Here is a 12,239-nt window from a genome sequence, read left to right as displayed (position 1 = left end):
ATATTCCTCCTTTTATAAAAAGCTTATTACTACTGCTAAATGAATCTCGTTTATTATGAATCCTATTTTCCATTTTTCCTTGTTCTTTTTCACAACATAAATCGAAACAATTACGATTTATAATATAAAGTTTAGAGACAATCTCTAGACATAACCTACTATTACAGTTCGAAGTTGAACTTGTTTATGTTATGTGAGTGATTAGGACACTATTTTTAATTAACTATTGTATATCTATAATTCAATACCCTTGATGTAACGTGATTTACTACCTATTTCTCTAAACAATCGTAACAGTACCCATAAAACTCAAACCTTTGTAATTTAAATCGATTATTAAAGGAAACCTTTGAGAAATCTATAGGACAGTAATCTTTATCCAGAGATTCACTTTTCCCACAATTCAAGCATTTTATCATACTCCTCGTATTTTCAGACACTAATTGATATTTACATTCTCTTTCCCACATACCTTTCTTCTCTATAAATCCTTTTTTTTCCAACAAAAACAATGTTCTGTAAACCGTATCTAAACTGATACCAGGGATTTTTAATTTAGCCTCTTTATGAAGAATTCTGGCAGAAATAAATTCACTGTTTCTGTTACTTATCAATTTAATTAATAGTTTTCTTTTATTCGTCATCTTATAACCCGTTCTAGTTAAAACAGAATTTATTTCATATTGTAAGTTCATCATTATAAACTCCTTTCCTTATTGAATAATCTCTTTTTAAGAAATTAAAGTTAAATAATCCTCCCCAAACATATGTCTTAAATAATCTTTAATTTTTATATTCGCTTAAAATCGTAATCATTTCGATTTAAATTAAATCATATTTTCATTAGAAAATCAAAGAAGTATATTTCTTTATTTTTTTCATAAACTCTTTAATTAGTACGTAAAAAATAGTTAATTTCGATGTACACGATACTGCTGACAAATACAATAGATATTGAAATGATTTAAAATATTGGAATGTGAATAAATAAAATTATTTATTTTTCTATAGAGAAGGAGCGCATTTTATCACTGTAAGATGATTATTGGCACTTCTTCTCTCAGAAAGATTTACGGTTTCCCTAAGTTAACAAAAAAACATTTTAGTACATATCAATGACCTTTTCTTTTTAAAAAGTAAATCTTTTGAAAAACAAATCCCAGTAATAAGATGACCACAAGAAGCAACGTAATAGTTGCTCCTGGAGGAGTTCCCAAATAATAAGATGTACTTAAACCGGTGATGATGCCGAAAAAAGCAGTAATTATCGCGGTTATAATTACCCATTTGAAACCTTTTGCTATCCTTATTGAAAAGGCAGCGGGTAAGACCAGCAGGGCTGATACTAACAGTACACCAATTGTAGGGATAATGACCGCTATTACTAGTCCAGTTAAAATACTGAATGAGAGTGACAGAATATGTGTATTAATCCCACTAGCAAATGCAGTATCTTCATCAAATGTTAACAAAAATAGCGGCCTTTTTAATATCCAAAAATACAGGAGAACTATTAGGGTTATAATCAGCATGGTATATACTTGCCGATCACTGATAGTTACAATGGAACCAAATAAATATTGCTCCACATTAGTTGTCATGCCACCAGCACTAATACTCATTAAAAAGAGGGCAAGAGATAAACCAGCAGCCATTAATATGGCAATGGAAACCTCAGAATAAGAATGGTAAGCTCTGCGCATATACTCTACTGCGACGGCACCAATAATAACAACAAGAAAGCTTGAAAGCGTTAAATCAGTATGAATGAAATAACCGACAGCTACTCCAGCTAGGGAAATGTGTGAGAGGGTATCAGCCATTAACGCTTGTCTCCTTAATACGAGAAAGACTCCCAATATTGGGGCAATGATGGCAATTAATCCTCCTGCCCAAAATGCCCTTCGCATGAATTCAAGGTCAAACATTTCCATGTATCTCGTTCTCCCTTCTCAAGATGAATGATTTTATCAAGAAAAGGTTTTACATCTTCTTGATCATGGGTTACCATCAAGACCGTACAGTTGTGCTCCTTAACTCGATGGCTCATAAATTCATAAAAATTTTTTCTACTTTCAAAATCCATCCCGGTTGTTGGTTCATCAAGTACAAGAAAGTCTGGTTCAGCTGCTAAAGCACGTGCTATACAGATTTTTTGTTTTTGACCACCAGATAATGCTCCGATTTTATGGTTCCTAAATTCCCACATCCCAACCATTTCCAAAGCATTTTGAACAACCTTCTCGTCAAGAGCAGTCAATCTAGCAAACCATTTTCCTTTATGAAATCTCCCGGAACGGACCAACTCTATAACAGTACTTGGAAAACCAACATTAAATGAAGCTATTTGTTGAGGTACATATCCAATTTTTAACGGTAGTCCTTTTTCATTAATTTTACTTATTTTTATCTCTCCGCTCCAAGGCTTTAATAAGCCTAGCAACAATCGCAGCAGAGTCGACTTAGAGGCACCGTTAGGTCCTGTAACCCCAATGAATTCACTACTATTTATTTGAAAGGAAATATCGTCTAGTGCTGGAGTATGGCCATACCCAAATTTAATTGCTTTTACTTCTACAAGATTCAATCATGTCACTCCTTTCCAGTTTTACAAAAAAATAAAAAGCGTAACTATGTCATTTATCACGCTTTTATTTCATAAACTATTTACTTAATGCACCCTTTAGTTTATCTAAATTATCTTGCATTACTTGGATATAATCAGCGCCTTTTTTCTGATTTTCTTCACTTAATCCTTCCAAGGTATTAAGTACTTGAGTTTCAGCCCCTATTTCATCTGCTAGAGTTTTTGCTACTTTTGGGGATGCTACTTCTTCAAAGAAAATAGTTTTTATATTATGGGCTAATGCAAATTTCTTCAATTCTGCAAGCTTAGCAGGACTTGGTTCGTTTTCAGTAGACAAGCCGGCAATTGCTACTTGTTTAAGACCATATTCATTCGCTAAGTATCCAAAAGCTGCATGTTGAGTAATAATTTCTTTACTTGGAACATCTGCAAGTGTAGATCTAAATTCTTTATCTAGATCCTTTAGTTCTTCTATATAAGCCACACTATTTTTTTCAAACTCTTCCTTATGATTTGGATCAACCTTTATTAATGCATCCTTAATATTCTCAACTTCTTTTTGTGCAAGTGCAGGGCTTAACCAAACGTGTGGATCCTTTTCATGACTATGTGCTTGCTCTTCTTCCTCTGCATGTTCATGCTCTTCACCTTCCATTAAAGTGATTCCTTCGCTCGCTTTAACAAAAGTAGACTTTTTAGAACCTAAACTCTCTTCGATATCTGGTACCCATGTCTCCATATACTCACTGTCATAGACGAATAAGTCTGCATTTTGTACATTACCTACATCCTTTGGTGAAGGTTCCCAATCATGAGGCTCTATGGAAGAAGGAATTAATAATTCTACCTCAGCAAGATCGCCAACAATATTTTTTGTAAACTCATACATTGGATAAAAAGTAGTGACTATTTGAATCTTATCAGTATCCTTCTTTATTTGATTTTCCGTCCTCTCATTACCATCCCCTTGTTGACATCCGACAAGCATAAGTGGGATTGCAAATACAGGAGCTACCATTCTGTTAAACTTTTTCATGAAATTACCCTCCGATATATATTCACTCTTTTTTAGCATTTGTAGTATATCGTAATTATTACGATTTGTAAATTGGAATAATTACGATTTGAACACACATTCCGCCAGTACTGGTAATTGAATTCTTTTTCTATCTTTTTAATTCAGATACATGCTACTAACCTTAACAAAAAACAAATACATCCCTTGATAGCCAATACTAAGAATCCATTTTGAAAAAAAATAATCAAAACGGATTCTTTTCTTATGATTAAGTTGTGAATTTTTTAAAAAAAGTGTATTCAACAATCATAATCGCAAAAGGATAACCAATGCCCAGGTTTCAAGGTTTAATAATGACTGGCTGTCTAAGGAATCCTTTCATGCCTTTTACAGATAAGTTCATTCCTATTGAAGTATAAGAGATTCAAAAGCATTCCTTTAGAAAACTTCTCACGAAGCTTATCAGGCAATTGATTGGTTATAGTATGGGTGTTGGTTTGGAATAAAGTTTGTTTTAAAAATTTCCGTAAACGCTGATTTAGCTGCAAACAAAAATACTCGTTTTGATTAGAGTTTGATCAAAACGAGCTTTTTCTATAGATGAGTTATTTTTTATAAAAAAGATTGATCATTTTGATTTTAATTCACAATATGCCAACTTACATTCTTTCTTAATTTAAGCGTATCTCATACATAATTAATTAGCCATTAAAAAGAAAAAGAATCCTATAAAAAGATTATCCTCTATAAGAGTAAAATATTAAATTCAACAAACCCTTCCAATAGTCATATATGAAACTTTTGAAAGACTCCTTTATATTTACCCAACAAATATTTTTCGTCGATCATATGCAAAAATGATCATCGTCACACCTAGGATAGCACAAATCATATACATAAATGAGTATGAGGAAAAATCAGCTATCGGACCCATAATGACACCACCTAGCGAAACACCTAAATCAGCCATAGCAATAAATAAACCAAGTAACACATTTCGATTTACCTTAGGCAATACAAAGGTTAAATACGTTGTTAACGTTGGATAGATAATTGCCTGAGCTATCCCCATTAAAATCGCACCTGCATATAAAAAGAACGCCCCACCCGTTATAGAAACGCTTACACATTGCGCCGCTATTGCTAAAAGAAGCATAGCCCCCATGATAAAAGATGAATGCCACTTACCGTCAGAAGGAATCCTTTTCCTTAAAGCAAAACGAGCAAAGACAACGGTACCAGCCTGAAGCATGAGATAAATTCCAGCATTGCCGTTTTTTAATTGCATAGCGTACAGTGGTATAAAGGTTGTAATCGCTCCAAATACAATGGAGGTAACTAGCATCAATACGCTGCATTTAAACAAAAACGGATTTTGTACCAACTGACTAAATGCCTTAAACATACTTACTCCCTGCTCATTATTAACTGAAACAGGTTGATCCTTTCCTTTTTCCATTTTGGCACTATAGCCAAACACCCCTGTAGTGATGGCAATTGCTATCATCACTACTGTAAAATAATCCATACCTCCTTGCCAAATTCCTAATGCCAGTATGGGTCCAATAATACCTGGTATATAAGAGAATAAAGAATAAAGTGAGATGCCCTGAGAGCGATCCTTCTCTGGTAGTGCATCAATAATGCCTATCTGCAATGCCATGGAAAAAAAAGCTGTCGACACCCCTTGTAACATACGGGCAACTAGATAGCCGCCTAACCCAGTAATCGTATATAATATTAAAGCAAAACCATTGACTATAAGAATAATGCGCAACACTTTTATCGGTCCATGCTTTTGAATGATTTGACCTGCCCACGGACGAAAGAACATGGTTGTAAACAAATACGCCCCTATAATCAAGCCGATAGTTGTATTGCTGGCTCCTAATGATTCCCCTTGTAAGGGGATAATAACATTTAGAATGGCATTGGCACTAAAATAAAGAAGAACCAACAGATATAAACGCAGAAACGGCCAAGACATAGCTCCACTCACAATTTTTTCTCCTCCTAGTTCGAAAATAATCTAAAAAGTTATTAATTTGTCCAATAATTTTCTAGCATAATCTGACTGAACGTTTTTTAAATGTTCGATTTTAATTACTTCTTCAATTTGACCATTTCTAAAAATAATGACCCTGTCGCAAATATAGGCGGCGGCCTGAATATCATGAGTAATAAATACATAGCTCATATTATAGAGGTTTTTTAATTCCTTAAGTAATTCAAGCACTTGTATTTGAACAGATACATCTAAAGAACTGATTGCTTCATCTAATAAAATACATTTTGGTTCTGTGGAAATGGCCCTTGCAATACATACCCTTTGTACCTCTCCCCCTGATAATTCATGAGGATATCTTTTTCTATAGGACGGATTTAACCCAACTTGATTTAATAGATTATCAATCCTGTTTTGAATTTCTTTTTTGACCTTGCTCTTATTTTTTAATGGCTCCATAATGGCTTCCTCAACTGTAAAAAATGGGTTAATGGAAGATTTATAGTCTTGAAAAACAGCGCTAATGTTACCCGATCTCACTTTTCTATCCCCTACATTTTCACCCTGAAATAAAACTGTTCCACGATCAGGCTTTTCAATTCCTATTAGTAAACGACCTAATGTGGATTTTCCGCTTCCACTTTCTCCGATAATACCGAGACATTCGCCACTCCCACATTCAAAACTAATATTGTTCAAAATCTTTTGTCTTTTATTTGAAAAGAGTCCACCACTTTTATAAGACTTCTCCACACTATCAACTTTCAGCAATTTTAAGCTCTCCCCATTATTTTCTTAAAATGATTACTCAATGCTAGTCTAGTAGATACTAAATATTTGGTATATTCATGTTCCGGTTCTGAAAATATAGTTTTTGATTTTTCTCTTTCAATAATATCTCCATCCTTCATGACCAGAACTTCATCAGCAATTGCCCTTACAACTCCCAAGTCATGAGAAACAAAGATCATCGAGCAGCCCATTCTTTCCCGTAGTTTTATAAATTGTTCAACGACTTCAAATTGTGAAATAGTATCTAAAGCTGTTGTTGGTTCATCAGCAATAATAATGTCAGGTTCTAATACTAATGCTAACGCAATCATTATTCGCTGCAACATTCCACCCGATAGCTGGTGTGGATACTTATTCATAATCTCTATCGGATTTTTCAGCATGACACTTTCCATAGCATTTTTCATTTTTTCTTCCATTTCTTTATTACTCCAACCGAAATGTTCAACAAGCGTTTCCTTTAAATGAACACCAATTACACAGGAAGGGTCAAATGCACTCATCCCATTTTGTAGAATCATGCAAAGGTTTCTTCCCCTTTTCTTTCTCATCTCTTTTTCGGAAAGATCGTTTAAGTTTTCGCCTTTAAATAAAATGTCTCCTGATTGGTGAAGCCAGGATTTATTTAATCGCATTATTGACCTACAAGTCATAGACTTACCGCTTCCGCTTTCTCCTACAATTGCCAGACAGCTTCCTTGCTTTAAATGGAATGAACTATTATAGATAATCACTTTACCGGTGTTACTATCCCATATTCTCAGATTTTTAACTTCTAATATATTCATAGATTATTTTGCCACCTCTTTTGAAGCTTAATTTTAGAGATTGTTAAATCTTCTTGAAGCTTATTTTTAGAGGTAATTAATTTAGGGTCTAAGGAAACTTGAAGTGCATCAGAGAAAAAATTAAATGCCGATACTACCATAATAATGGCTAGACCAGGAGCTAACATTAATTCTGGTCTTGTAAACATTACTTCCCTTGCCTCACTTAACATCATTCCCCATTCAGCATTTGGGGCTTGAATTCCTAACCCTAGGAATGAAAACCCTGATATTTGCAAAATCATCGAACCAAGTGAGCTGCTCGAAATAACTGCGATATCAGAAAATGTAACAGGAACAATGTGCTTATAAATAATTTTTATGTCACTTATACCAGATGCTTTGGCAAATTTCACATATTCTAGTTCAGCATACTGCATAGCAGACGTTCTGATTATTCGAGCAAACCATGCCCATTTAATTAAGATAAACGCAATCAATATATTTTCAAGACCCACACCTAAAATTCCAACAACAGCTAATGCCATAACATATCCTGGAAAAGATAGCATCGTGTCACAAATTCTCATAATAGAGGCATCTACTTTTCCTCTAAAGTAGCCCGCTAGAAATCCTAAAACAGACCCAATCAAAACAGATATGAATAATGCAACTAACACCCATAAAACACTAGGACGAATGCCATAAATGATTCTGGATAATATACATCTTCCTAGGTGATCATTACCTAATAGGTATTCCCACGATGAAGAGGCATATCGAAGGCTCATATTTACTTCTTCAGGGTCATGTGGAGCAAATATAGGGGCGAATACACCAACAACGATTGTTACAACGATAACTATGAGAGAAATTGTACCTAACTTATCTTTTATTAAATTTTTAAATATTCTCATTTAGATATCATTCCTTAATTTAGGATTCATCGCAGCGTTTATAATGTCGGAAATGGTATTAAATAATACAAAGGCCACTGCTAATATAAGAACATACGCTTGGATAATCGGGAAATCCCTGCCTAGAATAGCTCGAACACTTAAACTTCCTAATCCTGGCCAAGCAAATACATTTTCTATAACTACTGTACTTCCCAATATAATAGGTATAGCCATGCAAAATATCGAAATGGCCACTTGCAATGAATTTCTTAAGATGTGCATGGTGACTTTCCTCTCTGTTAAGCCACAAGCCCTTCCATACAGTACATAGTCTTCATTTAAATTACTCAACATCGAACTTCTAACGACCCTAAAATAAATGCCTGCATAGCTTATCGCAATGACAATAACCGGCAGAATATAACTTTTATACGACTCCATTCCGCTTGTTGGTAATAAATCCATTTTAACGGAAAAACACCAAATCATAAGAGCCGCCAACCAGTATGACGGCATTGCCGTTAGGAAAAATGAAAATCCTCTTACTGACTTATCCATTATTTTTCCTTCTTTCATTGCACAGATCACACCTAAAAGTATCGATAGAACAATAATGACAACAGATGAAACCAACGTTAGCTTGAACGTATTTAGAAAAGCTGGACCAATTAACGACCAAACCGGTTTTCCTGTCACGTAGGAAATCCCAAAGTCCAACTGTAAGCAAGCAATAACCCAATCGAAGTATCGTATAATAAATGGTTTATCCATCCCCAACTCAACTTTCGTTTGAGCAATTAATTCATCTGTTATTGTTGGAACACCTTGCGCTTGCAATACCACTTCAACTGGATCTAAGGGAGAAAGATTAATTAAAATAAACGTTAAAAATGAAATGACCAAAAGTAAAGGGATTGATATGAATAGTCTCTTAATGATGTAACTTCCCATAGAAAATCTCCTTTTAATAGAAATTTTAAAAACCACACTTACTTCTGCAATATAATACTTAAAAGGTTACTCTTCACATAAATAAAAAGGGGAATCTTCCCCTTTTTATTTATATTTCTATTCAAAGTTCATCAGTTCAAATGGTAACTCAAATTGCGTTTGCTTAAATGATATGCCTTTTAAATTTTTTGGGGCAACTACAGTGACACTGCCATTTGAAATGGGAATAAAGACTGCTTCATCATGTACAATCGTCAAAATATCCGCATATAACGATTTTCGTGTTTTCTCATCAGGTGACACCATTACTTCATCAATCTTCTTGTAGAGTTCATCTGAGTTTGCAATACCGCTTGTAGTATGTAAATAAGATGCCTCAGAAGTAAAAGCAGAGATTGTACTTTGTGGATCATACGCAAGTCCCCATGTTTGATTGAATAATAGATCATAGTCACCCGTCGATCTTCTATTAGCAATTGAAGTTGACTCTTCACCGATAATTTCTAGCTGAATACCGATCTCTTTTACTGAAGCTTGGATAAACTCAGCCTGGGTTTTTTGGGAGGAAGAATTGCTATCATAATAAAGTTTCATTGCTAATTTTTTGCTGTCTTTTGTTCTAACATCAGAACCATCTTTTGCTGCCCATCCTGATTCTTCTAAAATCTCTTTCGCTTCTTCTAAATCATAGCCTCTTTTCTTCAAATCAACATCTGCATAATTGACGTTAGGTGAGAATAATGTATTGGCTACTGTTTCCGTACCATTTAAAATATCCTTACTAATGGTTTCTCTATCAATCGAGTGCCAAATGGCTTCACGAACAGCTGTTTCACTTACTGGATTATCAGATTTACTGCTATTTGCTACAATCATTTTCGTATTCATTGGTTCACTTCTAACCAACTGATAATCACCTGAATCAACTAATTGATTCATTGCTTCTACATCAAGACTGTCTGCACCGCGGTCATCAGTAAAAACAAAGTTTACTTCTCCTTTTTGTAAAGCTAAAAATGTCGTTTCCCCTGCTGGAAGAACTTTAGAAGTAATCTTCTTAATTTCAGGTGAGCCACCCCAGTAGTTTTCATTCGCTTTAAAAGTGGCGTACTCATCAGTTTTATGTTTAGTGAGAATATATGGTCCTGTACCATTAAATCCATTTACGCCATCTTTAGTCCCCCCGTTTTTAAAATCTCTGGGTGATAAAAATACGTAAGGTCTGGTCATAGACAATTCAACCAAAGTTGGGTAGTATGCTTCTGATAGCACAAGTTCAACTGTATAAGCATCTACTATATTTACACTTTCTATTTTTGTAGATAATTTAATCCAAGCATGCTTTTCTGCGTTGTTTTGCACAGCCTCAATATTTTTCTTTACTGCCTCTGCGTTAAATGGTTCTCCATCATGGAATTTCACATCTTTTCTTAAATGAAAAGTGTATACTTTTCCATCTTCTGAAATTTTCCAGGATTCAGCAAGCAAAGGTTTAATCCCATCTTCTGTATTTTCAACCAATGATTCATAGACCATCCCTTGAGCTGGCATTGAACCTGTATACAGATGCGGGTTTATATCATTAATATCTTTGGAGGATGCATAAACTAACTCTTTTGAGCTATTCGTTGAATCAGCACCTTCCTTTTTCTTACTATTAGATTTTTCTGCAGAGCAGGCAACTAGAATAGATAAAACCAAAAATATTAGAGATGCTAACTTAAATTTTTTAACTAACAATATATTTCTCTCCCTTTAGCCTTACTAATTTGAATTAATTCACCTTTTACTGGTCAAATATGATCTAAATTGAAAAAATCCCCTTTTATAAATCGAAATGATTACTATTTGTACAGTATATTACTCTATTAACTTAAGACAAGTACTATTCCTACTTCTTTGCGCTTATACTTTTTCCTATTTCACTGCATATCATATTCAAATCTTCATCAAAGCTTTGAACAACAAATGCATTAGATAGCAATTCACCTTCATGGGATTGAGCCACTTTTTCAATTTTATTCTCATATGTTTTAATGAATTTATCTATTGTTGGGCAATTTAAACTTAAATATTTTGCAATTCCTTGTATTATTTTTATACGATAATAGTCTTCTTTAGGCATCCTAGGGATATCCAAATATCCTTCCCTATTGACGAACATTTTTCTAATTGGAACAGCAGAAAAATCAAAATATTTCCCATCCTCATCTGGTTCTGAAAAAGGATCGATCAACAGTGCGGTATAGCGTATATATAATAAATATTCTTGATGGATAGCTCCTAAATGATTAAAATTCTCTATATCATGACGTGATAAACTTTCCAATCTCACGGGATAATTATCATCTGTCATAAATTTAAGTAGATTTAAATTTTTTATATTTAATTTCCCTAAGATATTCATGATTTCTTTCCATTGAGCCAGCATATCCCTAATTAAATATTGTGTAATGGGCCCCTCAGGATAAAGTTTATAAACATATTTCTTGCTTTCTAAGTCTCCAAATATGGCACATAGTGTGAAATCATTCATAAACAACGGTGGGTGAACATATAAAGAAATATTTCTCGTTTCTGCTTCTATTGGAGATTCCATAGTTTCAAGAGTAATCCCTAATTGTTCATATAACTTACATAGTCCCTCGACATTTTTAGATGGATAATGTGTAGAGCCTATATGAATTTTTTTCTTGACTGCCGTTGTTAATACATTATTAGAAGGTTTATCGTGCATCCATCGTGTATCACCATAATATGTAGAAAAACTGATAATTTCCGCATCTGAATTAAGCTGGTTCATATAATTATTTATTAAGCTATTGGAACCGAAAGTCGGAGAAATTAAAACAATACACCTTACTGGTTTTAAGATCTCATTATTAATTTGTTTTAGTACTTCTATATAAGCATCCGTTGTTACAGCAAGAATAATAGTATCCCATTCACCCTTAATTCTTCTATAATCCCTAAAAACTTGATCAATGAAGCATTCACCTTGCATAGTTCGATGCTTTTCATTTTGAACGCTTACACGAACTAAATGATTACTTTCCTTAAGTGCCTCAAAAAAATTTTCTGAACGAACAGATTCCCTCCCAACAATTCCTACGTAGCAATTCATCTGGTTTTTTAGATTCATAGCCAGTTGGATAGATGTAGGGCCAGTGCCTAATAGTAGGACTCGCTTAAAATCATTCATAAAGGCCTCCTTTTCTTA

The 12,239-nt window shown here is 34.0% G+C and carries 11 protein-coding genes; all 11 read right to left on the bottom strand.

What is annotated here, in order from left to right; genetic code table 11:
* Positions 1 to 272: 272 nt before the first annotated feature.
* Positions 273 to 698 carry a Fur family transcriptional regulator gene (locus ACQKMR_RS06550; RefSeq protein ID WP_427696560.1) on the bottom strand — a complete coding sequence of 142 codons (426 nt, stop codon included), beginning with the start codon at positions 696 to 698 and terminating at the stop codon, positions 273 to 275.
* A gap of 414 nt (positions 699 to 1,112) precedes the next feature.
* On the bottom strand, positions 1,113 to 1,934 hold the full coding sequence (locus ACQKMR_RS06545) for a metal ABC transporter permease (RefSeq protein ID WP_427696559.1): 822 nt from the start codon (positions 1,932 to 1,934) through the stop codon (positions 1,113 to 1,115).
* A complete protein-coding gene (locus tag ACQKMR_RS06540) occupies positions 1,880 to 2,587 on the bottom strand; it encodes a metal ABC transporter ATP-binding protein (RefSeq protein WP_427696558.1) in 708 nt (235 codons plus the stop codon). Before ACQKMR_RS06540 ends, ACQKMR_RS06545 begins: the two co-directional genes overlap by 55 nt.
* Before the next feature lie 76 nt (positions 2,588 to 2,663).
* Positions 2,664 to 3,623, bottom strand: coding sequence for a metal ABC transporter substrate-binding protein (locus ACQKMR_RS06535; RefSeq protein WP_427696557.1), 960 nt, complete (start codon positions 3,621 to 3,623; stop codon positions 2,664 to 2,666).
* Between the two features lie 802 nt (positions 3,624 to 4,425).
* A complete protein-coding gene (gene cntE, locus ACQKMR_RS06530) occupies positions 4,426 to 5,604 on the bottom strand; it encodes a staphylopine family metallophore export MFS transporter CntE (RefSeq protein WP_427696556.1) in 1,179 nt (392 codons plus the stop codon).
* Positions 5,605 to 5,634: 30 nt separating this feature from the next.
* Positions 5,635 to 6,381: an ABC transporter ATP-binding protein gene (locus ACQKMR_RS06525; RefSeq protein WP_427696555.1), complete on the bottom strand. Its 747-nt coding sequence runs from the start codon at positions 6,379 to 6,381 to the stop codon at positions 5,635 to 5,637.
* Between the two features lie 2 nt (positions 6,382 to 6,383).
* Positions 6,384 to 7,190, bottom strand: coding sequence for a staphylopine uptake ABC transporter ATP-binding protein CntD (cntD, locus tag ACQKMR_RS06520; protein ID WP_427696554.1), 807 nt, complete (start codon positions 7,188 to 7,190; stop codon positions 6,384 to 6,386).
* Complete coding sequence (gene cntC, locus ACQKMR_RS06515; RefSeq protein WP_427696553.1) at positions 7,187 to 8,086, bottom strand: staphylopine uptake ABC transporter permease subunit CntC; 900 nt, start codon at positions 8,084 to 8,086, stop codon at positions 7,187 to 7,189. The genes cntD and cntC overlap by 4 nt, the downstream gene beginning before the upstream one ends.
* Positions 8,087 to 9,019: a nickel/cobalt ABC transporter permease gene (gene opp1B, locus ACQKMR_RS06510; RefSeq protein WP_427696552.1), complete on the bottom strand. Its 933-nt coding sequence runs from the start codon at positions 9,017 to 9,019 to the stop codon at positions 8,087 to 8,089.
* Positions 9,020 to 9,136: 117 nt separating this feature from the next.
* The gene (cntA, locus tag ACQKMR_RS06505) at positions 9,137 to 10,759 is read right to left on the bottom strand and encodes a staphylopine-dependent metal ABC transporter substrate-binding lipoprotein (protein ID WP_427696551.1); all 1,623 of its coding nucleotides are present in this window, start codon (positions 10,757 to 10,759) and stop codon (positions 9,137 to 9,139) included.
* Between the two features lie 151 nt (positions 10,760 to 10,910).
* The gene (locus ACQKMR_RS06500; protein ID WP_427696550.1) at positions 10,911 to 12,221 is read right to left on the bottom strand and encodes an opine metallophore biosynthesis dehydrogenase; all 1,311 of its coding nucleotides are present in this window, start codon (positions 12,219 to 12,221) and stop codon (positions 10,911 to 10,913) included.
* Positions 12,222 to 12,239: the final 18 nt, after the last annotated feature.

This window comes from Peribacillus sp. NPDC096540 (assembly GCF_050278525.1).
Lineage (GTDB): Bacteria > Bacillota > Bacilli > Bacillales > DSM-1321 > Peribacillus.
The sequence above is the reverse complement of the archived record's forward strand: the minus strand, read 5'-3'. Positions and strand labels throughout refer to the sequence as shown.

Coding starts and splice junctions, on each gene's coding strand:
- ACQKMR_RS06550 (WP_427696560.1), bottom strand. CDS start 698: ATGATGAACTTACAATATGAAATAAATTCTGTTTTAACTAGAACGGGT.
- ACQKMR_RS06545 (WP_427696559.1), bottom strand. CDS start 1,934: ATGGAAATGTTTGACCTTGAATTCATGCGAAGGGCATTTTGGGCAGGA.
- ACQKMR_RS06535 (WP_427696557.1), bottom strand. CDS start 3,623: ATGAAAAAGTTTAACAGAATGGTAGCTCCTGTATTTGCAATCCCACTT.
- cntD (WP_427696554.1), bottom strand. CDS start 7,190: ATGAATATATTAGAAGTTAAAAATCTGAGAATATGGGATAGTAACACC.
- cntC (WP_427696553.1), bottom strand. CDS start 8,086: ATGAGAATATTTAAAAATTTAATAAAAGATAAGTTAGGTACAATTTCT.
- opp1B (WP_427696552.1), bottom strand. CDS start 9,019: ATGGGAAGTTACATCATTAAGAGACTATTCATATCAATCCCTTTACTT.
- ACQKMR_RS06500 (WP_427696550.1), bottom strand. CDS start 12,221: ATGAATGATTTTAAGCGAGTCCTACTATTAGGCACTGGCCCTACATCT.